Origin of the sequence: Pseudanabaena sp. PCC 7367, from assembly GCF_000317065.1 — a bacterium.
Lineage (GTDB): Bacteria > Cyanobacteriota > Cyanobacteriia > Pseudanabaenales > Pseudanabaenaceae > Thalassoporum > Thalassoporum mexicanum.
In genome coordinates this window covers 2,169,601-2,194,620 of the sequence record NC_019701.1, presented here as the reverse complement: position 1 = coordinate 2,194,620, position 25,020 = coordinate 2,169,601, and the positions used below count along the sequence as shown (strand labels likewise).

The 25,020-nt window shown below is 45.7% G+C and carries 21 protein-coding genes and 3 pseudogenes; 14 read left to right on the top strand and 10 right to left on the bottom strand.

The annotated features are described in order from the left end of the window. Positions 1-520: 520 nt before the first annotated feature. Entirely contained in the window at positions 521-1,687 is a 1,167-nt protein-coding gene (locus PSE7367_RS08640; RefSeq protein WP_015164984.1) for an acyl-CoA dehydrogenase family protein, read from the top strand. An 80-nt stretch (positions 1,688-1,767) separates the two neighbouring features. Here the strand turns inward: PSE7367_RS08640 and PSE7367_RS08635 are convergent, their stop codons facing one another. Beyond that, positions 1,768-2,181, bottom strand: a complete 414-nt coding sequence (locus PSE7367_RS08635) for a P-II family nitrogen regulator (RefSeq protein WP_015164983.1) — start codon at positions 2,179-2,181, stop codon at positions 1,768-1,770. A 926-nt stretch (positions 2,182-3,107) separates the two neighbouring features. Here PSE7367_RS08635 and PSE7367_RS08625 point away from each other — a divergent pair. The 4 genes from PSE7367_RS08625 to PSE7367_RS22710 all read left to right on the top strand — a co-directional run bounded on the left by PSE7367_RS08625 (position 3,108) and on the right by PSE7367_RS22710 (position 7,491). Then, entirely contained in the window at positions 3,108-4,565 is a 1,458-nt protein-coding gene (locus PSE7367_RS08625) for a multicopper oxidase family protein (protein ID WP_015164981.1), read from the top strand. A 29-nt stretch (positions 4,566-4,594) separates the two neighbouring features. Then, on the top strand, positions 4,595-6,661 hold the full coding sequence (locus tag PSE7367_RS08620) for a copper-translocating P-type ATPase (protein ID WP_015164980.1): 2,067 nt from the start codon (positions 4,595-4,597) through the stop codon (positions 6,659-6,661). Positions 6,662-6,704: 43 nt separating this feature from the next. Continuing rightward, positions 6,705-6,887, top strand: coding sequence for a hypothetical protein (locus PSE7367_RS08615; protein ID WP_015164979.1), 183 nt, complete (start codon positions 6,705-6,707; stop codon positions 6,885-6,887). Positions 6,888-6,984: 97 nt separating this feature from the next. Further along, positions 6,985-7,491, top strand: a complete 507-nt coding sequence (locus PSE7367_RS22710) for a DUF411 domain-containing protein (RefSeq protein ID WP_015164978.1) — start codon at positions 6,985-6,987, stop codon at positions 7,489-7,491. Between the two features lie 25 nt (positions 7,492-7,516). Here the strand turns inward: PSE7367_RS22710 and PSE7367_RS21135 are convergent, their stop codons facing one another. Both PSE7367_RS21135 and PSE7367_RS08605 read right to left on the bottom strand, forming a co-directional pair. Then, on the bottom strand, positions 7,517-7,729 hold the full coding sequence (locus tag PSE7367_RS21135) for a PepSY domain-containing protein (RefSeq protein WP_413773412.1): 213 nt from the start codon (positions 7,727-7,729) through the stop codon (positions 7,517-7,519). 69 nt (positions 7,730-7,798) lie between these two features. Beyond that, positions 7,799-10,360 (bottom strand): annotated as a pseudogene (locus PSE7367_RS08605) (efflux RND transporter permease subunit); the annotation flags it as partial. A 75-nt stretch (positions 10,361-10,435) separates the two neighbouring features. Between PSE7367_RS08605 and PSE7367_RS21915 the strand changes: the two are divergent. Continuing rightward, positions 10,436-11,568, top strand: a protein-coding gene (locus PSE7367_RS21915) for an IS630 family transposase (protein ID WP_156800460.1) whose coding sequence is annotated in 2 segments (ribosomal slippage) — positions 10,436-10,865 and positions 10,865-11,568 — 1,134 coding nt in all. Because the reading frame shifts where the segments join, the coding sequence is not laid out codon by codon here. Here the strand turns inward: PSE7367_RS21915 and PSE7367_RS08590 are convergent. Together PSE7367_RS08590 and PSE7367_RS08585 are read right to left on the bottom strand one after the other, a co-directional pair. Continuing rightward, positions 11,556-12,182, bottom strand: a pseudogene (locus PSE7367_RS08590) (efflux RND transporter permease subunit); the annotation flags it as partial. The gene PSE7367_RS21915 and the pseudogene PSE7367_RS08590 sit on opposite strands and share 13 nt — an antisense overlap. Positions 12,183-12,187: 5 nt before the next feature. After that, entirely contained in the window at positions 12,188-12,823 is a 636-nt protein-coding gene (locus PSE7367_RS08585) for an efflux RND transporter periplasmic adaptor subunit (RefSeq protein ID WP_015164977.1), read from the bottom strand. A gap of 128 nt (positions 12,824-12,951) precedes the next feature. On the opposite strand from PSE7367_RS08585, the gene rppA reads away from it, so the two are divergent. After that, positions 12,952-13,644 carry a two-component system response regulator RppA gene (rppA, locus tag PSE7367_RS08580; RefSeq protein WP_015164976.1) on the top strand — a complete coding sequence of 231 codons (693 nt, stop codon included), beginning with the start codon at positions 12,952-12,954 and terminating at the stop codon, positions 13,642-13,644. Positions 13,645-13,652: 8 nt separating this feature from the next. Beyond that, positions 13,653-15,065 carry a two-component system sensor histidine kinase RppB gene (gene rppB, locus PSE7367_RS08575; protein ID WP_041699352.1) on the top strand — a complete coding sequence of 471 codons (1,413 nt, stop codon included), beginning with the start codon at positions 13,653-13,655 and terminating at the stop codon, positions 15,063-15,065. Here the strand turns inward: rppB and PSE7367_RS08570 are convergent, their stop codons facing one another. The 5 genes from PSE7367_RS08570 to PSE7367_RS21130 form a co-directional block, all read right to left on the bottom strand. Next, positions 15,066-16,409, bottom strand: coding sequence for an MFS transporter (locus PSE7367_RS08570; RefSeq protein WP_015164974.1), 1,344 nt, complete (start codon positions 16,407-16,409; stop codon positions 15,066-15,068). Between the two features lie 76 nt (positions 16,410-16,485). After that, positions 16,486-16,719 (bottom strand): recombinase family protein, encoded by a 234-nt coding sequence (locus PSE7367_RS08565; RefSeq protein WP_041698383.1) that lies wholly within the window; start codon positions 16,717-16,719, stop codon positions 16,486-16,488. A gap of 57 nt (positions 16,720-16,776) precedes the next feature. Next, the gene (locus PSE7367_RS08560; RefSeq protein WP_015164972.1) at positions 16,777-17,352 is read right to left on the bottom strand and encodes a TetR/AcrR family transcriptional regulator; all 576 of its coding nucleotides are present in this window, start codon (positions 17,350-17,352) and stop codon (positions 16,777-16,779) included. 38 nt (positions 17,353-17,390) lie between these two features. Beyond that, positions 17,391-17,828, bottom strand: a complete 438-nt coding sequence (locus PSE7367_RS08555; protein ID WP_015164971.1) for a hypothetical protein — start codon at positions 17,826-17,828, stop codon at positions 17,391-17,393. A gap of 131 nt (positions 17,829-17,959) precedes the next feature. Continuing rightward, positions 17,960-18,166, bottom strand: a complete 207-nt coding sequence (locus tag PSE7367_RS21130) for a recombinase family protein (protein WP_071881347.1) — start codon at positions 18,164-18,166, stop codon at positions 17,960-17,962. Here PSE7367_RS21130 and PSE7367_RS21910 point away from each other — a divergent pair. The 6 genes and pseudogenes from PSE7367_RS21910 to cynS form a co-directional block, all read left to right on the top strand. After that, positions 18,153-18,227, top strand: a pseudogene (locus PSE7367_RS21910) (IS200/IS605 family transposase); the annotation flags it as partial. The gene PSE7367_RS21130 and the pseudogene PSE7367_RS21910 sit on opposite strands and share 14 nt — an antisense overlap. Positions 18,228-18,531: 304 nt before the next feature. After that, positions 18,532-20,154 carry a CmpA/NrtA family ABC transporter substrate-binding protein gene (locus PSE7367_RS08550; RefSeq protein ID WP_015164970.1) on the top strand — a complete coding sequence of 541 codons (1,623 nt, stop codon included), beginning with the start codon at positions 18,532-18,534 and terminating at the stop codon, positions 20,152-20,154. A 501-nt stretch (positions 20,155-20,655) separates the two neighbouring features. Then, positions 20,656-22,296 (top strand): CmpA/NrtA family ABC transporter substrate-binding protein, encoded by a 1,641-nt coding sequence (locus PSE7367_RS08545; protein ID WP_015164969.1) that lies wholly within the window; start codon positions 20,656-20,658, stop codon positions 22,294-22,296. A gap of 198 nt (positions 22,297-22,494) precedes the next feature. Further along, a complete protein-coding gene (gene ntrB / locus PSE7367_RS08540; protein ID WP_015164968.1) occupies positions 22,495-23,352 on the top strand; it encodes a nitrate ABC transporter permease in 858 nt (285 codons plus the stop codon). Positions 23,353-23,357: 5 nt separating this feature from the next. Continuing rightward, the gene (locus PSE7367_RS08535) at positions 23,358-24,248 is read left to right on the top strand and encodes an ABC transporter ATP-binding protein (RefSeq protein WP_015164967.1); all 891 of its coding nucleotides are present in this window, start codon (positions 23,358-23,360) and stop codon (positions 24,246-24,248) included. Positions 24,249-24,567: 319 nt separating this feature from the next. Continuing rightward, positions 24,568-25,011, top strand: coding sequence for a cyanase (cynS, locus tag PSE7367_RS08530; protein WP_015164966.1), 444 nt, complete (start codon positions 24,568-24,570; stop codon positions 25,009-25,011). Positions 25,012-25,020: the final 9 nt, after the last annotated feature.

Genomic DNA, 25,020 nt, shown 5'->3' with positions numbered 1-25,020 from the left:
GATGGATAAGCTGAAGTAATTATTGGTGAAATTTTACACTAGTTTGCCTGATCATCAATTGTATAAACATGGATCGAGCCAATCGATCGGCTGGTATTTATTTAAGTAAGTTTTTTATTATTAGCCTGAGAACCAGACTGTAGCTAGATTCCAAACCAGTTCACAATTAACTATTAATAAATAAGAATCAATAAGAAATAAATAAGATTTTCGCCAACGCAAGATGATCACAGTAATTTTTATGCTTAGAAATATTGAATCTGATTAACTTCTTATGCATATCTTTTGCATATCTTTCCTATCCGAGATAGGGGCAGCCAATTTTAAATTGCTACTGAATTAAGTCATTTGATTAAGTCATTTGGCAAATCAATTTTAAAGACAATTGCTGATGTTTATGATCGGCATCAATAAATAATTTAGTTAATTTAGTCGTTGAGCTAAAGAGTCAGCCCAGAGCATTTAAACACATTTAGTTAATTTTAATAGCATTCAAACAGTCAAGTTAGGAGAAACGTAGATGCAGGTACTGGAAAATTTATCCCAGCAGGCTAGTCCTACCTATAACTTAGAAAATCCCTTAAGCGATCCTAATTTCGCCAACTTAATTAAGCAGGAATTAGAACCGATCGTTAAGGACATCGACTTAAAGGGCGTTTACCCCCAGCAATTTATGCATAAGGTGGGCAAATTGGGTGGATTTGCTCAGTCAGTGCCAACCGAGCTTGGTGGTGCCGCCAAGGGGTTGAAAGCAACGACCCAGGTGATCGAAGCGATCTCCAATCAATGCATGAGCACTGGTTTTATTGCCTGGTGTCAGGTGGCCTGTGTCTGGTATTTGCAAAAAAGTGAAAATAAATATTTGCATCGTGAGGTATTACCAAAGGTTGCCTCTGGCGAAGTGCTGGCAGGAACTGGTTTATCCAACCCGATGAAGCATTTTGCCAATATTGAAAAGATTGCGATCGAAGCGAAGCCCTGTGATGGCGGTTATGTGCTAAATGGTCTGTTGCCCTGGGTTTCAAATATTGATGCGGGTCACTATTTCGCAGTGGTAGCAAAAATTGCCGATACTGAAGACTACATGATGGCGATCGTGTCGGAGGGAGATTTCCCTGGCTTGACCCTGCGGCAGAATGCCCACTTCATTGCCCTGGAAGGTACTAAAACCTTTAGCTGTGTGCTGCGGGATGTGTTTGTAGCCGATCAGTTTGTACTATCTGCGCCTTGCGATCAATATATACCCAGAATCAAACCAGGTTTTATTCTTACTCAGGTGGGGATGGGGTTGGGTTTGGTGAATAGCTGCATTGAATTAATCCAGCGATCGAATAAGCGCCTGGGACATGTGAATTATTTTCTGGATGATCAAGCCGAAGAGCTGGCATCAGAACTAGAAATGTTGCGACTGCGAACCTATACCCTCGCCGATCGGATCGATGCCTTTGAGGGAGATTATGATCCCGAACTCGATCGAGAAGCGATTCAGGCCAGAATTACAGCGGCAGAACTTTCCCTCAAGGCGGCAAATTCAGCAATGCTTCATGCTGGCGCGAGGGCTTATTTACATGGTAGTCCGCAGGAACGGAAGCTACGGGAGGCTTATTTTGTGGCGATCGTTACCCCTGCGCTCAAGCACCTCAAAAAAATGCTACACCACATGAGTGCTTCGACTGCTTTGGTTTAATATTTAATACCTCATACCTCATTTATTTAATACTCCATTTGGGTGTTATTAGCTGATTAAGCCGCATGTCTGGCTTAGATTTAAAGGGCTTCATCGCCTCTTTCGCCAGTACGCAAGCGAATTGTCTCATTGACATTAGTGATAAATATCTTGCCATCGCCAATCTCACCAGTGTTGGCAACGGCAAGAATTTTTTTTACCGCTTCATCAACCTGGTCATCTTCAACTACTACTTCGATCTGGGTTTTGGGCAACAATTGAACTGCATATTTTTTGGTGAAGCTAGGGCCAACAAACATGCCACCAAGCACCATCAAGGCTAAAGTTGATTCAATCCGATCGTAATCGGAGCCAGGATTAGGCTTTATATGTCCCTTCTGGTGACCAAAACCCTGAACGTCTGATGCAGTCATACCATGAATACCAACATCGATCAGAGCGGTTTTGACATCATCTAGTTTGGAAGCTTGGATGATCGCCTTTATTTCTTTCACCTTGCAATTCCTCTAGCATGAAGATTTTGCCGAAATTCTTGCAAAAATCTATGATTAATAGAATTATGTCAAGAAGCAGTTAATTACTATGAACCCGACGATCGCAACGGCAATGAGTCTAAGCACTCGATTTAGCCAACAGTAAAAAGACATTTTTTAAACTTGTAGTATGAACAATTTATGACATACAGATTGCAGGGCAATGTATGCATAATCAGGACATTCCCAGATAAACATCAAACTTGACACCAGGATTGTGTATCAGCGAACAAATCGCCTAGAGTTGGTGGTCATGCAGTAGTAAGGATAATTAGCAATCGATTTGAAATTCGGAGCTTAGCTTGTTTGGGTTATAGATATTCAACTATCGCCTAAATCCTTACTTGTTCAGCACTACCGGCAATGGGCAATGCCCAGAGAGCTATCAAAGTTACGGTCAAGACTGGTTGAGCTGGTGAAAGTAACCAAGCCACCTCAGGCAAATACTGCCGAAATCGAGTTAGCTAAAAACCTGACCAGGGCGATCGATACAAAAGCGCCAATTACTTTACTTAGACGGGTGATCAGTTACCTAGTGCATTCAAAAGACTTCTTTTGCATTGGTATCTTGTGGCCCTTAGCATTCGGGTTACTCCTTGCACAACATCTCGATTGAAACAGCACTAGCCGGGTTATGCCGTTTGAGTCTGCATCGGCTATCTGGTGCAACCTGTCGCCCCCAGTACAGCAAAAAATAGCCTCTCTGTTATCAAGCGCTTGATGAGTGCCAAGCCTTTTGAATTGAATCTTTATACCTCTACCTTGACTCTCCATCCCACTGGAGAGTTTATATTCATACTTGGAGTTTCAGACCTTCTAATTAATGTCTGAGCTCAGAGTCTTGATCCTCCAGTAAACTGGAAGTTTTATATTTAATTAAGAACCATATGAACAAATTAAAGCGCCGTCAATTTATTGTCCTGGGGGCTGCGGGTGCAGGGCTAGCTTTAGCTTCAAATTGGTTAATCAGTAAAAATCGCTCAACTCTTGCCCGTGATGCGGAAATTACTTCACCCCAGCTATACAAGAGTGCTAACGGATTATTAGAGGTTGAGCTAGAAGCTAGCTATCGATCGGTGCAACTAGGTGGAAACACTGCATCATTGCTTAGCTATAACGGCACAATACCGGGGCCACGCCTTGAAGTTAATGCTGGTGACACAGTACGGATTAACTTTACTAATAATCTGTCTCAGCCAACTAATTTGCATTACCACGGCCCCCATATCCCGCCCACAGGTAGTGGTGATAATATCTTTCTTGATATTGCCCCAGGCGATCGCTTTACCTATGAATTTACGATCGCTAAAGACCACCCTGCCGGGCTTTCCTGGTATCACCCCCATCGTCATGGTTATGTAGCTGAGCAGGTATTTGGTGGGTTAGCCGGGTTGTTTGTGATCCGTGGTGATTTAGATCGCATTCCCGAAGTGCAAACAGCCAAAGAAGAGTTTTTTGTCTTACAGGATTTTGATCTGGATCGTAATGGTCAAATGCAGACATTAAATCCTATGGCGCGATCGTTTGGCAGGGAAGGTAATGTTATTGCGCTTAATGGCCAAATTGCACCAGAGATAAGCATCCCCAACGATCGCTTTCTGCGATTGCGATTGCTCAATGCTTCCACATCACGTTTTTATCGCCTTGCGCTCACTAATAATCATCCCATGTATCTGATCGCTACCGATGGCGGCGGCATAGCTGAGCCAGTAGAAATTTCGGAGTTGTTAATGGCTCCAGGTGAGAGGGCTGAAGTGCTGATTAGAGGGGAGCGTGAGCCTAAAACCTATGAACTGCTTAATTTGCCCTATGACCGAGGTGGCATGGGGATGATGGGACGCGGCAATATGATGGGTGGATTCACTAGCAATAATAATCGAGTTTTAGCTACCTTAACCTGTCAAGGCTCTGTGCCTAAGCTGTCTCTACCCAAGCAATTGATTACGGTTAATAACTTGCCCGAACCAATCACAACCAGGCAATTTGTCCTCAATCATGGCATGGCTCCAGGCATGGGTATGGTTTTTCTAGTCAATGGTCAACCCTACGAACCCGATCGGATTGATACCAGGGTGAAACTTGGCACGGTTGAAGATTGGGAACTTATTAATAACGGCGTGATGGATCACCCATTCCATTTGCACGTTAATCCCTTTCAGGTGATTAGCCGCAATGACGTACCAGAGCCATATCAGGCTTGGCGAGATACTGTTTTGGTGCGGGCTGGTGAAACAGTTCGGATCCGTATTCCGTTCCGTGATTTTGCTGGCAAGACCGTATATCACTGCCACATTCTTGACCACGAAGATATGGGCATGATGGGCAATTTAGAGATTCAAGCCTAATCATGCATAACTAAATTTTGAGAGGTACTATGTCGGAATCAGATTCCCACAACCAGATGAAGCATGATCATGGCAGCGATCGCCAACACCATAGCCATGCGCATCATCAAAATCATGATTCCCATGATCATGGTGGTCATGATAAACATGCAGGTCACAGTCCTGAGATGTTTAAGCAACGTTTTTTTGGATCGCTAGTTCTAACTCTGCCGATTCTTTACTTCTCCCAACAGCTTCAGGATTGGTTGAGCTATCAAGCTGTTTCATTCCCCGGCTCCGTCTGGATTAGCCCACTTTTTGGCATTGTCATCTACTTCTATGGTGGCTGGGTGTTTATCCAAGGGGCTTGGCATGAATTTCAGAGCAAGATCGGCATGATGACACTGATTGCCCTGGCGATCTCAGTGGCGTTTATCTATAGCCTGGCCGTGTCTTTAGGATTGGAAGGCAAACCCTTCTACTGGGAGTTGGCCACCCTGATCGATATTATGCTGTTGGGGCACTGGGTAGAAATGGCCTCAGTACAGGGGGCAAGTCAAGCACTGCAAGAATTATCAAGTCTGGTTCCCAACGAAGCCCACTTAATCCGAGATGGAGAGATTCAAGATATACCTGTCGATCAGATTCAGGTTGAGGATGTGATCTTAATCCGTCCTGGTGAACAGATTCCTAATGATGGTGAGGTGATCGAAGGTAACACCAATGTTAATGAATCTTTTTTGACCGGGGAATCAAAGCCAGTTTCTAAAAAGGTGGGAGATGAGGTTGTAGCAGGCTCGGTCAATACTGAAGGCTCGGTGCAGGTTAAAGTAAACCGAATTGGAAATGATACGGCGATCAGTCAAATCATGCGGCTGGTGGAAGAAGCCCAATCCTCTCGCAGTCGTTACCAGGCACTTGCAGACAAAGTAGCCTATTGGCTCACCTTGGTGGCGATCGCTTCGGGCTCGCTTACTTTCGTGGTCTGGCTGTCTATCAATGATTTAGTATTTGCGATCAATCGGGCGGTGACGGTGCTGGTGATTACCTGTCCCCATGCTTTGGGTCTGGCTATCCCTCTGGTAATTGCTAACTCTACTGGACTAGCCGCTAAAAATGGGATTCTAGTGCGGAATCGGGATGCCCTAGAACGAGCCAAAGATATTAAAATTATGGCTTTTGATAAGACTGGAACTCTTACTAAGGGTAAGTTTGGTGTGCAGAATATTACAGTTGCCAAAATACAGCAAAAACAAGCACTAGCCGTTGCCGCAGCCCTAGAAACCGCTTCTGAGCACCCCCTAGCTAAGGCGATTGTAGAAGCTGCGAATCAGTATGAGCTTGATTTGCCTAAAATGAAAGACTTTCAGACTGTCACTGGCCAGGGAGTAGAAGGGCAAGTTGATGGCCAAACCTATCGTCTGGGTCGCCCTGAATGGGTAAAGGAACAAAACTTGAAATTACCAGATAGCTTGCAAGCAGGATTAGCCAAAGCTGACGATCGCGGCGAAAGTGCCGTAGTGCTAATGGACAAAGACCAAGCGATCGCAGTTATTTCGATGGCTGATCAGGTTAGAGAAAGAGCCCGCGCTACCATCGATCGCCTGCATCAAATGGATGTGAAGGCAGTGATGATTACCGGTGATGCCGAAGCCGTAGCCCGTAGTGTAGCCGATGATTTGGGCATCGATCGCTACTATGCGCGGGTATTGCCAGAGGATAAAGTGAACCGGATCAAAGCATTACGAAAAGAGGCTCCCACCGCATTTGTGGGTGATGGCATTAATGACGCGGCTGCCCTATTGGAGGCAAATATGGGGTTAGCGATCGGTGCTGGTACTAATGTGGCGATCGAATCGGCCGATCTGGTTTTAATTAATGACGAGCCCCTGGATGCAGTAAAAGCCTTAAATTTAGCCAAAAAGACCTATCGCAAAATGCTTCAAAACCTTTTCTGGGCAACTGGCTATAACGTGTTGGCAATCCCTCTTGCTGCTGGAGTGCTATCTAAATGGGGGATAGTTTTATCACCAGCAGTTGGTGCTTTGCTGATGAGTTTTTCAACTGTGATTGTGGCAATCAATGCGGTGATGCTACGTCGCGCCAAGCTTACTTAAATTCTAAATTAGCTGAGTTACAAACTAGTGGAGAGTTACAACTATGACCGTTGTGCCTGCTGAGTTAGTAAAACTAATTAAAGACTATGCCAAGAAAACAGAGTTCTGGTTGCTGACAATTTTTGGCACTCTGGCTGCGCTGCATCTCAATTTGCTTTGGCAACTAACTCAAAATGGCGATGCTCTGATTGTTCGAGTTGTTTTCTGGGGGCAATTGCTTATTTAATTTGGCAACGCCGCGATCGCCGTAACTGGCAGGCGATTTAAACTCGCCAGATATACATCAGCAGTTAATATTTTGAATCTAAAGGTATAAATTACAGATGAAGCGACGTTTTTTTACTACCAAGTTTTTAGCAGCGGGTCTGGTTACAACTAGTATGGTTTTGACTAGTTGTGCTTCAAACCTGAAACCCCAAGCTCAAACAGTCTCATCTACTTCGACACATTCGGCGACCCATAAACTCACAGTTTTTCGTACTCCCACCTGTGTTTGCTGTGGGCAGTGGATTGATCGTATGGAAGCAGCGGGTTTTCAGATTAAGGATGAAATTACTGAAAATGTAGAGGCAATTAAGCAACAGTATGGAGTGCCAGCAGAAATGTATTCCTGTCACACCACGATCGCGGCCGGCTATGTAATTGAGGGACACATACCAGCGGAAGACGTACAGCGGTTGCTGGATGAGAAGCCTGGCATTAAAGGAATAGTAGTGCCAGGTATGCCGATCGGTTCACCTGGGATGGAATCTGGTAATCGGGTTGAGCCATATACCGTATTTACTCTTTTAGAGGATGGAACAACAGGAATTTTTGCTGAGCATTCATAAAAATGCTCTTCGATCGCCAGATTAATTATCGGGGCGATCGTAACCACATACTGATCCCTGTTGCAGCTAAAAATAAAAGTCCTAGACCATTGAGAAATGGATAAACCATCTCCAGGTTAATCTGTCCAAATTTACCGCGACGTAAATCTAGCAGCCAGAGGAATCCTTCTGCTTGACCACTAACTAGGGGTAAAGCTAGCGAAGCTGCAATGGAGCGCCACACGATCGCTAGAAACAGTGTCAGAACTTGTATAGCACTACCATATTTTTATACCTGAGTTAATCCAACTCAACCGACTATAGACTGCTAGAGCTTTACTCCAATCGCTACCTTCGCAGATTCATCTTTATAAGATTGTTTCTCAATGCTAGTAGTAGTTGGCTTGGGAATTAGCCACTTGCCAAATCTGGCATAGAGAGCAGGAATAACTAACAGCGTTAATGCAGTGGAGGTAAACAAACCACCCAGAACCACAATCGCTAACGGTTGCAGGATTTCATTCCCAGCACCGCTGGCGATCGCTAACGGCAACATCCCCAACGCAGAGGTAACAGCCGTCATTAAGATGGCGTTTACTCGTTCCAACGAACCCTTAATAATTACCTTTCTAAGTGGCATTCCCTGGGCAAACTTTTTGTTGTAGTTGTCCACCAGTAATAAGCCATTACGAACCGCCACCCCAAACAAGGTAATAAAGCCAATCAAAGAGGCGATCGAGATAACACCGCCAGTTAGTAAGATTGAGACAATACCGCCCACCAGTGCTAATGGCAGATTGAGCATGATTGCGATCGTTGCTGGCAGAGATTTCACCGAGAAAAACATTAATACCGCAATGACGATTGCTGCCAGAATGCTAAACACCAGTAAATTGTTAGTGGCTTTTTGCTCCGCTTCAAACTGTCCACCATACTGAATGAAATATCCCTGGGGCAACTGCACATTTTGTTTAATTTGTGCCTGGATGTCGCCTACCACGCTGCCTAAGTCACGCTCAGCCACATTGGCAGACACCACAATTAGGCGCGATACGTCTTCCCTATTCACGACATTAGCACCCATGCCATAGTCTACGTTTGCGACCGTGCCCAGTGAAATAATTTCGCCTGTGGGTGTAGAGATTGGAACTGCGCGAATCGCATCTAAGTTATTACGGGCTGACTCTTCCAATCCGATCGCAATATTAATCAGTTGTTGATTCTCTGGCACCTGCGAAACAATCCGACCATTGAGTGCTGTTTCGACCACATCCGAAATTGCGGCCATACTTAAACCAAATTCAGCAGCAGCGATTCGATCGTACTGAATTTGCACCTGACGGATCGGCAATTGGGGCTCAAGTTGGAGATCCACGACCCCTTCAATTGGTGCAATCACATCGCGGATCTGCTTACCAACTCGGCGCAACTCGGCTAGATCGGAACCAAAGATTTTCACGGCGATCGCACTTCTTACCCCAGATAATACTTCGTCCATACGGTGAGAAATAAAACCACCAACGTTGGGTGCCACACCAGGCAATTCCAAAAATGACTCACGTAGTTGTTTAATACTGGCTTCTCGATCTTTTAGCGCCGTATCACTGAGTTCTATATCCACGTGTGCCATATTTACACCTGCACCATCAGCATCACCAGGGGTTCTTCCTGCTCGCACCTGTACCCACTCATACAGCGGGTTATCCTGGAGTGATTTAGCCAATGCCTTACCTGCCTGATTGGTCATGTCCAGGGAAACGCCTGGGAACAAGACCATTGAATTGACCATCGATTTTTCCTGGAATTCAGGTAGGAATACACGTCCCAAGGAAGGAACAATTGCCAAGGTAGCAACCAATGCGGCCAGCGCAAATCCTAGAATCAATTGGGGTGATCGCAGCGATCGATTTAGTAATGGACGATATAACCGTTCGCTTAAGCGGGCAATGAAAGTTCCTTGCTGAGGCAAAGATTGATTTGCCAGCAGAATTGCACACAGAGCTGGCGAAAGGGTCATGGCTACCAGGGTAGAAGCCACGATCGAAAGCAAATAGGCTACCCCCATTGGTGCAAAAATCCGCCCTTCTACGCCAGTTAAAGTAAAGATTGGCGCAAACACTACAATGATAATCACCGTAGAGAAAATTACTGCCAGTCGCACTTCAATGGAGGTGTCATACACCACCTGAAAAGGGTGTTTTGGGTTGTCCTGTGCCTGGTTAGTGCGCAGTCCCCGATAGCAGTTTTCCATATCCACGATCGAGTCATCTACCACTGAGCCGATCGCTACCACCAAGCCGCCCAGGGTCATGGTATTGATTCCCAGACCAAACGCTTTCATCAGCATCAAACCGACTAGCAAAGACATGGGAATTGCACTCAGGGTAATCATCGCTGTGCGCCAGTTCATCAAAAACAACAGCATGATCACCGACACAATGATGATGCCTTGGAGCAGCGAAAAACTGACATTGTGAATGGCAGAATCAATAAAATTAGCCTGGCGAAAGGTACGCGCTACTTGCACATCAGCGGGAAAGGTAGTCGGCAAAGATTGCATCACCGCCTCTACTGCTTTGGTGACGGTGGGTGTATCGACATCGGGCTGTTTATTCACCATGAGCACCACCGCAGGCTGGCCATTAAAGCTGGCATCACCACGTTTCAAAGCTGTCCCAGTTCTTACTTCTGCTACATCTTTGAGTAAGATAGGCTCACCGTTCTGGACTTTAACGACGGACTGTTGCAGATCAGCGATCGATTGTACTTGCCCGATACCACGTACTAACAGTTCCTGTCCGCCACCTACCAAAAAGCCACCGGGCGCATTGGCATTTGCTTCTCTGGTGGCATTGGTGACTTCGGTCAGCGAAACATTCAGGGCTTCTAGTGTTCTGTCAATCTTGGGTTTGTGAGTTAAGGGAAAGATGGATAAACTATACCTATGTTATCCGAGCAGTATATTATGCCTAAACGCTATATCGTCCGTTTGAGCAAGGAAGAGCGCGAAGAGCTGCAAAATCTTGTGTCTACTGGTAAGGCCGCCGCCTATAAAATCAAACATGCCAACATTCTGTTAAATATCGATATAAATGGCCAGAACTGGACAGATGCGGAAGCCGCCGCCACCTTTAGTTGCCATCGCAATACAGTAGCCAACCTGCGTCAACGATTGATTGAAGGAGGTTTAGAGTCGGCCTTGGCACGCAAACCTCGCCAAAGTGCGCCACGACCACACGTATGTGATGGAGAGTCGGAGGCAAAGCTAATAGCCTTACGTTGTAGCGAACCACCTGCTGGTCATGCTCGCTGGACATTGCGATTGCTTGCTGATAAAGCGGTGGAGTTAGAAATTGTACCAGCTATTTGTCACGAGACCGTGCGACAAGTGCTGAAAAAAACGAACTGAAACCACATCTACGTCAACAGTATGTGATTCCACCTGAGCAAAATGCCGATTTTGTTGCTCATATGGAAGATGTACTAGAGATTTATCACCAACCCTATGATTCTAAGCATCCGGTAATTTGCATGGATGAAAAACCGGTGCAATTGGTTAAACAAACACGCATTCCATTGCCGGCTAAATCAGGACAACCAGAGTTGGTAGATTATGAATATGAGCGCAATGGCACCGCTAATATTTTCTTGTTTACAGAACCTTTGGCCGGTTGGCGTAAAGCAGTTGTGAGTGAACGCAGAACCTCAGTTGATTGGGCGATCGAAATTCAACGCTTACTTGAACAAGACTACGCCGATTGCGAGACTGTCATTTTGGTATGTGACAATTTGAACATTCACAAACTTGCCTCGCTCTATCAGGCCTTTGCTCCGTCCACTGCGCGTCGGTTGGTCGAACGGCTAGAAATTCACCATACGCCCAAACATGGAAGTTGGCTAAATATTGCCGAAATCGAGCTGTCTGCACTAACCCGACAATGTCTGGATCGACGGATCCCAGATCGAGAAACTCTTGAACAAGAAACATCAGCTTGGTTCATTGAGCGTAATCATTTGCAGAAGTCGGTAGATTGGCAATTCACAACTGCAGATGCTCGTATTCGCCTTAAGCGACTTTACCCACAAATTGAAAGCTGACAATCCACTAGTTTGGTTGGGTCGATTAATACCTGTTCCTGGCGTTCATCACCGCCATAAATGGTGATTTGTGAGACCCCTGGCACGGAAAGGATCTGATTACTGAGCGTGACTTCAACCAGGCTACGCAGCTCCATCATGGAGGTTTGTCCCTGGCCATTTACAGTAAAGGCATATTGCAAAATTGTGCCCAGTGGCGATAACAGGGGCGAAATTTCCGGCGGGTGTACTCCGTCAGGCAGTTGGTTGGCAACTTGTTGGAGCCTTTCGGTCACTGCCTGGCGAGCTTGATAAATATCGGCATCCTGGTCGAAGACTACCTGCACCATCGATAGTCCTACCTGAGAGGACGATCGCACCTTGGTTACTCCTGGCAAACCATTCACCACGCTTTCAATTGGTACCGTAATCTGAGTTTCCACTTCTTCCGGTGCCAGTCCAGTTGCTTCAGTATGGATGTCCATTTGAGGTGGCGCAAATTCAGGGAACACATCCAGGGGCATCTGGGTAACGCTGATTATGCCCCAGATCGCCACCACAATCGCACAAACAACAATAAACCACCGCTGGGCAATTGAATTTTTAAGGGTTTGATTGAGAATTGAGTTAAACATTCAAATCAAAGCTCCCTGTTATTACGCGCGGGATTGTTTTTCTTCCCAGACGTGAACACAACGATCGCACCTGCGCCAATTAGTAATACAGCGCCCCCAACACCAACCGCAATCAAACCTCGTCCCAGTCCATCTTGGGTTATATCATTCTCTGTAATTTCAGTTTCAACTGGTGTAGGAACTGAATCATTCATAATTTCCTCTCCATCTGTTGCAACTACAGAATCAGTGGTTTGGGTTTTGCGTGATTCCGCATAGAGTGAGAGGCTACCCTGGGTTACCAGCCGCTCTCCTACTGATAATTCTTGTAAAACTTCAATTAGTTCTCCCTGTGTCTCTCCTGTGGAGATTTCTACCGGCTCATAGAAATTTTCATATTCGACAAATACGAACTGCTGACCATCGACATCTACAATGGCCGTAGCAGGGATGAATACCGCACTGCTGCCATCAGTAGCTGGCTCAATTGGCTTAACTTCGATGCCCAGGAACGAGTCGGTCTCAGCATTTACTTCGACTCGATTGATACCACCTGTTGCTTGAAACTCATCGCCGTGACCAACATGGGCAAATACGGCTGTAGGGGAGGCAATCGACAAACTGATCGCCAGAATAGAACTGAATAATGGAAAGGGTTTCATCGCATCTCCTCACATTCAACATAAAGCCAGAAAAAGATCTCTCGCAGTTTGCCACAGAGGCGATGAAAACAGGATGAAAAGCGATCAGCTTTGATATAATCAATCCCGCAGTTAATATCCCTGTCGTGATGCGAATTCTATTAGTAGAAGATGAAGAGGACTTGGGGTTAGCGATTAAGCAAGTTTTGATTGGCGAGAAATATATTGTTGACTGGGTAATTGATGGGGCAGAGGCTTGGCGTTACCTGGAAAACGAGTGGACAGACTACTCTGTGGCGATTATCGATTGGTTGCTCCCTGAAATATCGGGCTTGGAGTTATGTCAGCGCCTCAGAGACCGCCAGAATCCTTTGCCAGTCCTAATGCTCACTGCGCTAGGGCAACCGGAAAATCGTGTTACTGGGCTTGATGCGGGTGCCGATGACTATTTGGTTAAACCATTTGTAATGGAAGAGTTGCTAGCACGATTGCGGGCATTACAGCGGCGATCGCCCCAACTGCGTCCCAAAGTCCTAAGCGTGGGAAAATTTACTTTGGATGATGCCAACACAGCAGTACAAGTCGAACAACCCGATCGCACTGGGCAGTCGATTCCCTTGACTCTCAAAGAATTTCAGGTGTTGGCTTATCTGATGCAAAACCCCGATCGGATTATTGCCAGTAGTAAAATTCGGGCTCAACTGTGGGATCTGGATGAATACCCAATTAGCAACGTGGTTGCTGCTCAGATCCGATTGTTGCGACGCAAGTTTGCCCAGTATAGTTGTGACTGTCCGATTGAGACGATCGCTGGTCAAGGATACCGCTTTAACTCGTCATGAGCAATATGATCAATAGCCAGCAACTGTTTCGCCGTAGTCGGCTCCGTTTAGCGTGCTGGTATACCATTGCTATGGCAGGGGTTTTAAGCCTGTTTGGACTGGGTATGTATCGTGCCCTGGTGCAGTCTAAATGGATTGCCCTGGAACGGGAAATTGAATCCCTTGCTGGGACGCTCCATGACAGTCTAGAACCAATGCTGCCAGCCTCTGGAGACCCTACTTTAGTGTTACGGCAAATTTTTCCTGATCTGTGTTTGGTGGGATATCCTTGTAATTCAAGTCCTACTTTGATTCAGCGCCATACTACTGGCATTAGCGATCGCCACACCTATTACATTCGTTTGTTCGATCGTGATGGCAACCTGCTGGCGTTTTCGCCTAATCAACCTTTAGCACCTGAAACTACACTCAATCCAGCTACATGGCAGACTTTTCAAGCTTCAGACGGTACTCGCTATCATCAATTCATCACGATTTTACACGGCACCAATGCTGAGCAGGGAATAGGATCAAGTCATAACTATACTTCCTGGGGCTATATCCAAATTGGTCGTACCTTGGCTGCATTTGATGCCGAAACAAGACGGATTCAGTGGATTTTAGCGATTGGGTTTCCCGTTGCCCTTGCTTTGGTTGCTGCTGCTGGGTGGTGGTTATCGGGACTAGCAATGCAACCCATTTACCAGTCCTATCAACAACAACAGCAGTTTACTGCCAACGTTGCCCACGAGCTGCGCTCTCCCCTGGCTAGCCTTTTGGCAACTGTGGAAGCGATCTTACGGCTACCGCCAAATTTACACCAGAATATTCCGCCAATGCTCCAGACGGTTGAGCGACAGGGACGACGCTTGAGCAGTTTGATTACTGATTTACTTTTGCTGACTAGCTTAGAACAGGAATCATCGACCAAAACGCTACAGCCCTGTTGCTTAAATGATCTAGTCAGTGACTTGACTGAAGAGTTCTTGGAACTGGCGATCGCTTCAGGTATTGACTTAACCAATCAAGTCCCAGGTTTTGAAGTCTATGTGTTTGGTAATGAATCACAACTTTACCGCCTTGTTTCTAATTTGCTTGCCAACGCAATTCAATATACTGGTGCAGGGGGATCAGTAGAAGTTAGTTTAAAATGCCACGATCGTATGGCAATTCTTAGAGTTAAAGATAATGGCATTGGCATTGCTCCAGTAGAGCAAAAGCGCATATTTGAACGCTTTTACCGAGTGCATAGCGATCGATCACGAAAAACTGGTGGTACTGGGCTAGGTCTGGCGATTGCCCAGGCGATTACACGCCGCCATCGAGGGCATATTACTGTTAAGAGTAAGGTTGGGCAGGGTAGTTTATTTTTAATTCATCTGCCCTGTATACAGCCCCATCCATTACGCATGACACATTCCGTCAATACCCAAACCCGCTAATCACTGGGGGTCGATCAGATGAAAGTGAAGATGGTTGTGAGGTTGCCCGATTGCCTCATTTGTCGAATGTTGATGTTGATGCTGGCGATCGTGGGTATGTTCATGTTCGTGCCACAGCCAATCTTTTAGTTTGGATAGTTGCTGTGGTTTGAAAACTAGATATACCATGCAAAACAACCCTCCACCTATTAAGCCGCTATAGAAAAAGTTGGAACTGGGAAAGCGGTTACCGATCCATCCTGCCAGAGGGTAAGCGAAAGCCCACCATAAATGACTCCAGGCAAAGTGGGCACCATAAACCCGTCCTTGCAGCTCCACCGTAACCCGTTGGGCGATTAAAGTTTGAGTTGGTACATTTACCAAGGTTTGCCCAATTCCAGCAATCACCCAAAGAATTAATAACCCATTCAGGTTGGTTAGATTAGCAGGTAACAATGCCAGGGTAATAGTAATAGCACCAATGCTAGTTAGGAGAATGGCACTTCTTTGCTGGCGGGATTGATATAGCCAAACTGATGCGAAGGTTGCGCCAACGCCAAAAGCTGCCATAGACCAACCATATTCAACTTTACCCAGGTTGAGGATGCCCTGCACATAGCCAACTGTGTTGACCAGAATCTGAGCCCCAGCGATCGCCGCGATTAGTTGCAGTACCAGGGCATAACGAATTGGTGGATCGGCAAATAGACAGGTTGTACCAGTTCTGATGTCCTTAAGGATTCTATGGATTTTTCTGGCTGTAGACTGGCTCTGCGCTACGATTAATTGCCTGGGTAAGGAGGCGATCAATAGGGCAGAAATAAAAAAAGTGATGCTATCGAGAAAGAAAATTTGCCTGGTGCCTACTAATGCCGCAATACTGCCCGATAAACCTGGCCCTAAAACTCCAAGGAGCTGATAGGTAGCACTTGATAGGGCGATTGCCTGTGGACATTGTGCTTCAGTTGTAACTAGTGGGATGGTGGCTTTGTATGTAGGGGTGAAAAAGGCGGAAAACGTATTGAGCAACAATACAATTGCATAAATTTGCCAGACTTGAGTGGTGAATGGGAACAAACAGACTATACCCATTCGGGCTAGGTGGGTAATAACCATGAGGCGCTTACGATCGATTTGATCAGCGATCGCCCCTGCGATCGGGGATAGCACCACAAATGCCATCACTCGCAAAGTTAGGGCTCCTGCTAATACAGCACCAGCATTCTCACCTGCAATCTCAAATGCTAATAACCCTAAACCTAGCCAGGTTAAGGAATCTCCTGCCAGGTTAATTAGCTGCGCTAGATACAGTTTGGCAAAGATTGGATTCTCTAAGCCTTGCCACCATGAGGGTCTATTTGTCATTTTTTTGATCAAATTATCAAATTAAAGGATTAGCTGGGGCAATCATTTAAGATGGAAACTTCTGTTTTGAAATATCCTAAGCTGATTTCACCTTAGTCCGATCCAAAATCAGTTTTACAGTACGATAAGTCCAGTTACCACCGCGTTTAGTTGGGTAGTTGTTGCGGTTGAGATAATCAGCGATCGCCACCATGACCGGCTTACCGTGATAGGTCAAGTAGATTGCGTCAGTGTCTATTTCAAATAACTCAAAAAACTCTCGCAATGTCCGTCTAAATTCATTGACCTGCATTTGCTTAGTGTTGCCCACTAAATTTGTCCATCTCCTCAACCGAGACAAGTAAACATGGGGTTATTTACACACCCCCTATGGAGACAATCCCTTCCACAACACCTCAATCGCATCAGCGATCGCGCATTCCGTATCAATAGGTTGATGAGAGCCAATAGTTTCAGAGAGTGCTAGGTTATGCAAGTGTGAAATTAATATTGCTGCTGCCGCAACATTACCTTTGCAAATTCGCCCTAAATCTGCTTCAGCATTTAGATATTCCATTAACTTATTGCCAATTTGTATCCTAGGCATAGTATGACGCTTCAGAAAGGTCTGTAGATCAAAGGAAGGATGGCTGATAAGGGATAGAAAAACTGGCATCACCTCACGAAAATAGGCAACAATCTGTAAACTTACTGATTTAAGATTTTCAATTACCTGTTTCTTCCCAGCTTGAATACTGAATATCTTCTCAAGTTGCACTTCCGGGAGCACCATCGATGCAAAAAAGAGATCTTCTTTCGTGCCAAATCGCTGAAAAATAACCGCCTCAGAAATCCCAACTATTTTAGCAAGGTTTCGTGTAGAAGCTTTTGCCCCCTCTTTGAGAAAGAGAGAACGTGCTGCAGTAAGAATTTCTTCGTTTGTAATAGTTTTAGAACGAGGCACTGAATTTGCTACTCAATCTCAGGTTTACTTGGGCGTGTTCACAAAATAATGCCGTGTTCTTGGCGAATTTCGATAATGGACTGTCCCTTGAGCTGGGATAGCTCATCGAGCGCTAATCTCTTTTTCATGCGTAGGCTCTTGAAAATAATGCTGATGATGCGTGGAAGACAGAGTAACCAGATGCCAATTAATTTTGGGTGCCCAATACTAGCCAAAACATTGCGATGTTCTTGGTTCGAAACTGCTCGATGCATCTCACTGATATTTACTGTTGTAGCAAATACCATCCATATGTGGGCAGCGATTTCGTCTTGCATAGAAGTGCCACAATTAAACAGTAAGTGAACTGCGTCGTGTTGCTCAAATGCTTGCGATATTTCCACCATTGTATTGGTCATATCGTCGTCTGATATACGCAATGATTGAATTGCCTCACCAAGGGTCATTGAAATATCAATGCAAAAATGCTCATTCATAACAATATCCTTTTTTGATATTTAATATTAGGTATAGTATGATTTAATTGCTATATAAGCAAGCACTTGCTTATATAAATTGGTCAGTGGTTGGAGGCATTTTGAACAGAAACCTGCGCTCTTGAATTGCATTAAGCCGATTTGACTTTTGTCCGATCGAGAATCAGCTTCACAGTCCGATGAGTCCAGTTACCACCGCGTTTAGTCGGGTAGTTATTGCGATTAAGGTAGTCAGCGATCGCCCTAAAGCTCTTGCCCGATCGGCGATGTCTTTTAATCTCTAGTGGGTCTAATTCCCCGCCGCTCGCGGCGTAATATAAATGGGTGAGTAAGTACATCCATAAAAGCCATAACGTAAGTGTATTGCTATATCACCTGGTATTTCCAGCAAAGTATAGGGTGGTCATGCAGTAATAAGGATAATTAGCAATCGATTTGAAATTCGGAGCTTAGCTTGTTTGGGTTATAGATATTCAACTATCGCCTAAATCCTTACTTGTTCAGCACTACCGTCTATTGATGATATAGAGCAGATAGAGTCTACTCATTTTAGAAGCGATAAAAGTTTATATTTGTTCACCATTGCTAAGAATGTAGCTTATTGCTCTAAAGTTAGGGCAGGAATTGTATTCCAGGCAACAAATTTCATTTAGAAAAAGCATTCTAATTGGAAACCATATTCTAAGGTTGAGCTAGGTGTGTAATGGTTCTATCTCTCGGTTCTCCCCTATCTTCAAGTAAATGGCAAAATCTGGCTAGCGATCGCGGTGAGCTAGACCAACTCAAGATCAAATGCATGATTTGTGGTGGTTATCACATGACTGCCGATCACCAGCGGTTTCTGTCGGAAATGCCGCAACAGCCGGAAGAGTTGATCGATGATTTGATTAAGATGCGGCTCTATCAGTCAGAAGCGCTTAATGTTGCTGATAGCCTGACCCAAGCGGATTTGCGCAAGTCCCTCTTTTTGAAAATTGCTGGTCGGGGCGATCGCAAACGCGAACGATTAGTGAATGACTTGATCAAGATGGCTGGTGGCCTGGATCAAGCCTTTGCTGCTGCCTTTGGTCCCAGGGCAGGCGAATTCTTCACCGATGCAAAGCGCTATAGCAATTTTAGTCGGCGGCGTTTTTTGCGGAATGTGGCGATCGGTGCGGCTCTGGTTAGCCTGGCTAGTTGTGGTGTCCAGGAACAGACTCCTGCGCCCACGGAAACCAGCGAGCCGATCGATACCAGTTCCCTTGAAAAAACGAATCTGAGAGTAGGCTTCCTGCCGATCACCTGCGCCACGCCAATCATTATGTCGGAGCCGTTGGGCTTCTATGAAAAGCATGGCTTGAATGTGGAAGTGGTAAAAATGCCAAGCTGGTCAGTGGTGAGGGATTCAGCGATCGCTGGAGAGCTAGATGCCTATCATATGCTGGCTCCAATGCCAATTTCTATGACTCTGGGACTAGGTTCGACCGCGTTCGCCGTCAAGCTGGCTAGTATTGAAAATAACAACGGCCAGGGAATCGCGGTGGCGATGCAGCATGCAGGCAAAATCAATGGCCCAGCAGACTTCAAAGGCATGACGATCGGCCTTCCCTATGACTATTCCAATCATAATTTAATCCTGCGCTATTACCTGGCTTCCGGTGGCCTTGATCCAGATCAAGACTGCAACTTGCAGAACCTGCCACCACCAGATGCAGTGGCGAAGATGGCTTCGGGGCAACTAGACGCTTTCCTATTGCCGGATAATCTGGTGCAGCGGGTGGTCTTTGAAAAGATTGGTTTTATTCATTTGCTCACCAAAGATTTGTGGCCAGGACATCCCTGCTGTTCGTTTGTGGCTTCGCAACAATGGATCGATACGAATCCGAATACCTTCCGAGCAATCAATAAAGCAATCATTGATGGGGCTACCTATGCCAATGACCCGGCCAATCGCGCTGAAATTGCCAAGGCGATCGCGCCACGTGAATATCTCAACCAACCAGTGGAAGTGCTGGATGCAGTCTTGACTGGCAAGTTTGATGATGGGCTGGGGAATATGATGGATGTGCCCGATCGAATTAATTTCGATCCCTATCCCTGGCAGAGCTTTGCCGATTGGATTGTAACCCAGATGGTGCGGTGGGATTATTTGCCAGCGGAAGATGCGAATTATGACGAAATTGGCGAACAAATTTTCCTGACCGACTTGGCAAGGGAATTGGCCGAAGAACTAGGCATAGAAGCACCACAGGAACTAGCCAGGGTCGAGCAACTGAAGTTCGACACGCTTGATCCTGATAATCCAGAAGAATATTTACAGCAACAAATCGAGCAATTTGGTGTTTAGGCATTTAAGCATGGCGATTCGGAGTAATGGGAGGCGATCGACCCAGCAAAACCGTCTCAAAGCGAATGTTTTGGGATTATGGTCTATTAGCTATAGTAACTCACTAGACAGATAAAAAGCTGGTGAGCTTATCTGAGCCAAATCAAATAATTGTGAATTGGTGTTGCGATATATACATCAATACGATTTCGTGTAAAACTGTCTGGGAAGCACTTTCATCAATAAGAATCATCCTATATTCAAACTATTGCCGATTGAATTAGACTGATTTAATTTAGTGGATCGCAACAAGTTAACTAATTCTTATGCGACGATCGCCATGTTTTGTTTAGGCTAAACAGTCAGAAGCTTAATTTTGAATTAAGTTTTAAATTGCGCTACCACACCTAGCCATCCAACCAAGCTAGAAAAGATTTCACCCGAAAGGAATATTTGTAGCTAACTATACAGTTAGTTGCTAGAACAAGCATTCTAATTGATACAAGTGTATATAACTGGTCTATGGTACTAATTGCTAATAACGACAAGCAAAAGAAGTGGGATAAGCTCTATGCCCAGCAAGGCGAGCTAAGTCAGCTTGACATCCTCTGTCTGACCTGTGGCGGATATCATTTGACTCAAGATCACTGGAAATTTATGGCAGAGGAAATGCCTAAAGATCCCCTTGAGATGATTGATGATTTGATTAAAATGCGGGTTTACAAGCAAGATAGTCTGGCCTTGGCGCAGACCATCAGCGCCGCAGACCTGCGCACAGAATTATTTTTCAAAACAATCGGCCGCACCAATCCAGAGCGCGAACGTCTGGCACGGGAATTGGCCGGATTAGCCGGAGGTTTGGATCAAGCTTTTTCAGCCGCCTTTGGGCATCGATCGGCGGAATTCTTCAGTGATGCTAAGCGGATTAATGGGACTAGTCGAAGACGCTTTTTGCGGAACGTGGCGATCGGTGCTGCCCTAGTTACCCTGGCCAGTTGTGGACAAAATGCAGATACACCACCACCAACCGCAGATGCACCGGATGATGTGCCGCCACCGAGTGATCTCGAAAAAACAAATCTAAAAATTGGCTTTATCCCGATCACCTGTGCCACACCAATTATTATGTCGGAACCATTGGGCTTCTATAAGAAATATGGGTTTGATGCAAGTGTGATAAAAATGCCTAGCTGGGCAGCGGTGAGGGATTCAGCGATCGCTGGTGAGCTGGATGCCTATCATATGCTGGCACCAATGCCGATTGCCATGACCCTGGGTCTGGGTTCGGCTACCTTTGGCGTAAAACTGGCCAGTATTGAAAATATCAATGGTCAGGCGATTACGGTATCTAACCTGCACAAGGGTAAGGTTAATGGGCCGGCTGATTTCAAAGGATTCACGATCGGTGTGCCGTTCCCCTATTCAATGCATAACCTGCTCCTGCGCTATTATCTGGCCACTGGTGGTCTGGACCCCGACTTGGATGTCAAGATTGAGGCAGTTCCACCGCCAGACAGCGTAGCCAAGTTGGCAGTGGGTGACATTGATGCAATGTTAATGCCCGATCCGTTTAATCAGCGGGCTGTGTTTGAAGATGCAGGCTTTATTCACTTGCTGACTAAGGATCTATGGCCAGGCCATCCCTGCTGTGCGTTTGCAGCCAGCGATGAATGGATTGATGCTAATCCCAATACGTTCCGAGCGCTGAACAAGGCGATCATTGATGGGGCTGGTTATGCCAGCGATCCGGCCAATCGCAGGGAGATCGCCACCGCCATTTCAGAACGGGCATTTTTGAACCAACCAGAGGAAGTGGTAGCAGCCGTTCTAACTGGGGAATTTGATGATGGTCTCGGTAATACTCAGAACATTCCCGATCGGATCGACTTTGATCCCTATCCCTGGCAGAGCTTTGCCCATTGGATTTCTGGCCAGATGGTGCGATGGAACTTCCTGCCTAGCGATCAAGCTTCTACTAAAGAAGAATATGATGAAATTGGTAAGGATATCTTTCTTACTGATCTGGCAAGGGAATTGTCTAAGGAAGTAGGGCAGACTCCGCCCGAAGATGAGTTCCGTACTGAGACATTGAAGTTTGATACCTTCGATCCTGCTGACCCTGATGCCTACGTGCAACAGCAAATTGAGGAATATGGGGTATAACGCTGCTGTATAGCGTCTCCTTGGTATTCCTTTTTATTCCTACTCAGCCTGTGGTGGCTTTTAGTTCCTAATAGCTCTTGGGATTTAAATAACTGCAAGCTGGGTATGGGCTAATTAGCTTTAAATGTAATTAGCTTTAAATTAAATATTTGAATAACTCGCATTACAAGCAGTTCTATTGATTACTTAAGATTCGTCATGCATTCGCAAGCAAAAGTCCGCAGAAAAAAAGGCAGTAACCCGATTGTTGGCTTCTTTAAGACGATCGGCAGGTTGATCCCTGGCCAGAATCTCCAGGCTTTTGTCCTGTTCCTCTGCTCTTTTGGTTTTCTCCTTGCTTTTTGGGAGATTGGTTCTATTAATGGTTGGTTTTCTGACCTGATGCCCTCTGCCAGTCTTACGATCAAAGATTTCTGGGGCTGGATTTCCGATCCATTTTATGATTACGGTCCCAATGACAAAGGAATTGCCTGGCATTTGCTGGTCAGCCTGCGCCGGGTTGCGATCGGTTTTACGGTGGGTTCCTTGATCGCCGTGCCATTGGGCTTCCTAGTGGGACTATCGGAAGTTACCTCCAAGGCGATCGATCCCTATGTGCAATTGCTCAAGCCGGTTTCACCTTTGGCCTGGTTGCCGATTGGCCTGGGTATACTTAAGGATTCAGAAATGACCGCAATCTTTGTAATTGCGATTACTAGCATCTGGCCAACCCTGATCAATACTAAGTTTGGCGTAAACAATGTTGATCAAGATTATCTGAATGTGGCTAGGACGCTCGGTGCTTCTCCCTGGCGCAAAATCACTAAAGTGATTCTACCTGCTGCTGCGCCAAGCATTGTATCTGGGTTACGCATCAGCATTAGCATTTCCTGGCTGGTGATTGTGGCCGCGGAAATCCTGGTAGGTGGTACTGGCCTGGGCTACTTTGTTTGGAATGAATGGAATAACCTCAGTATTACCAGCATCATTACTGCGATCGTAGTGATTGGCTTAGTTGGCATCATACTCGATCGCATCTTCGGCTTATTACAAAGATTCGTATCATTTGGGAGGTAAGCATCATGAACATCTCACTCACACCGGAATCAACTAGTGCAGTTACCGAAGTTCGTAAGGACGTTCAACTTTCCTTGCGGCATGTTTCCAAGGTTTTCCCTGGCAAGAAGGGATTAGTTAACAAAATCATGGGTAAAGCCTCCAGTGATTTTACCGCCCTGGAAGACATAAACATTGATATTGAACATAATACCTTTGTCACGATCATTGGGCCTTCGGGCTGTGGCAAGTCAACCTTGCTTGATATTATTGCTGGCTTGAGTTCGCAAACCAGCGGTGATGTGTTTATGAATGGTAAACCAATCGATGGCCCTGGCCCCGATCGTGGTATGGTTTTCCAGAATTATGCCCTGATGCCCTGGATGACCGTAGAGCAGAACATTCGCTTTGCGATCGAAACGGTTTTTCCTGAAATGGGAAGGCTGAAGCAAAAGTCGATCGCCCATGAGTTTATTCAGTTAGTTGGCTTGGCTGGTGCTGAACGCAAACATCCCCATGAATTATCCGGTGGGATGCGTCAACGGGTTGGGATTGCTAGAGCCCTGGCGATCGATCCGCAAATACTGCTCATGGACGAACCATTTGGGGCGCTCGATGCCTTAACTAGAGGCTTTTTGCAAGATGAAGTGGAACGGATTTGGGATCAAAAACGTAAAACCGTGGTAATGATTACCCACAGTATCGAAGAAGCCCTATTGCTTTCCGATAAAATCGTAATGATGACCAGGGGGCCGGCGGCTCGTATTGATGAGATTCTTGAAATTCCCTTTCCCCGGCCACGGGTGCGTGAGGAAGTTGAGGTTCATCCCGATTATCATGCGCTTAAATCGGAGATGGAATCGCATCTATACCGCGAGACTAGGGCAGTTGAAGAAGAGCGGGCTAAGCGTAAATAGGCTTAGGGCTCTAGCAGGAGAGCGAGCACTGCATCTAAAATAATCAATTACCCTTAATTACTGTGGTTATTGTTGGTTATTGTTCCTATGGACTTGTTGAGAAGTGATCGGAAGTTGTAGATTGACGGTTCATTCCGCTAGCCTGTGCATATTCTTTATTCCTCTTGGGTTGGGCTTTGCGACTAAGCTATTGGCTCGATATTGACCTAATTGGCGGTGTGAAGATTATCTTTTGTTTTAACTTAAGTTGTAAATAATCAGCTAGTCTGTTTAACGGAACTAGTAGAAGTAGTAGTTTTTAATGAGGAGAATTTAACCTATGGTGATCGCTGAGATTACAGAAAAACTTTTAGCTGCTAAAGATGCTAAGGGTATGACCTATGCTGATCTAGAGGCTGCTGTTGGATTTGATGAAGTGTGGGTAGCAGCGGTAATTTTTCGACAAGCCAGCGCTGATCTGGATGTAGCCAAGAAGTTGGTGACAACATTGGGTTTGCCGGAAGAGATGGCAAAGGAATTGACTATTCCGCCCATGAAAGGTAGCCTCGATCCTCTAATTCCCACCGATCCTCTTGTTTATCGGTTCTACGAAATCATGCAAGTTTATGGTGCGCCAGTGAAGTCAGTAGTCCATGAGAAGTTTGGCGATGGGATTATGAGTGCGATCGACTTTTCGATCGAAGTTGAGAAAGTTGAAGACCCGAAAGGCGATCGAGTCCAGATCATTATGACTGGCAAGTTTCTTCCTTATAAGAAGTGGTAAACGTTAATT

Bases quoted from the DNA above. Each gene is read 5' to 3' on its own strand.
- PSE7367_RS08640 (WP_015164984.1), top strand. From the start codon at position 521: ATGCAGGTACTGGAAAATTTATCCCAGCAGGCTAGTCCTACCTATAAC.
- PSE7367_RS08625 (WP_015164981.1), top strand. From the start codon at position 3,108: ATGAACAAATTAAAGCGCCGTCAATTTATTGTCCTGGGGGCTGCGGGT.
- PSE7367_RS08620 (WP_015164980.1), top strand. From the start codon at position 4,595: ATGTCGGAATCAGATTCCCACAACCAGATGAAGCATGATCATGGCAGC.
- PSE7367_RS08615 (WP_015164979.1), top strand. From the start codon at position 6,705: ATGACCGTTGTGCCTGCTGAGTTAGTAAAACTAATTAAAGACTATGCC.
- PSE7367_RS22710 (WP_015164978.1), top strand. From the start codon at position 6,985: ATGAAGCGACGTTTTTTTACTACCAAGTTTTTAGCAGCGGGTCTGGTT.
- PSE7367_RS08585 (WP_015164977.1), bottom strand. From the start codon at position 12,823: ATGAAACCCTTTCCATTATTCAGTTCTATTCTGGCGATCAGTTTGTCG.
- rppA (WP_015164976.1), top strand. From the start codon at position 12,952: ATGCGAATTCTATTAGTAGAAGATGAAGAGGACTTGGGGTTAGCGATT.
- PSE7367_RS08570 (WP_015164974.1), bottom strand. From the start codon at position 16,409: ATGACAAATAGACCCTCATGGTGGCAAGGCTTAGAGAATCCAATCTTT.
- PSE7367_RS08555 (WP_015164971.1), bottom strand. From the start codon at position 17,828: ATGAATGAGCATTTTTGCATTGATATTTCAATGACCCTTGGTGAGGCA.
- PSE7367_RS21130 (WP_071881347.1), bottom strand. From the start codon at position 18,166: ATGTACTTACTCACCCATTTATATTACGCCGCGAGCGGCGGGGAATTA.
- PSE7367_RS08550 (WP_015164970.1), top strand. From the start codon at position 18,532: ATGGTTCTATCTCTCGGTTCTCCCCTATCTTCAAGTAAATGGCAAAAT.
- PSE7367_RS08545 (WP_015164969.1), top strand. From the start codon at position 20,656: ATGGTACTAATTGCTAATAACGACAAGCAAAAGAAGTGGGATAAGCTC.
- ntrB (WP_015164968.1), top strand. From the start codon at position 22,495: ATGCATTCGCAAGCAAAAGTCCGCAGAAAAAAAGGCAGTAACCCGATT.
- PSE7367_RS08535 (WP_015164967.1), top strand. From the start codon at position 23,358: ATGAACATCTCACTCACACCGGAATCAACTAGTGCAGTTACCGAAGTT.
- cynS (WP_015164966.1), top strand. From the start codon at position 24,568: ATGGTGATCGCTGAGATTACAGAAAAACTTTTAGCTGCTAAAGATGCT.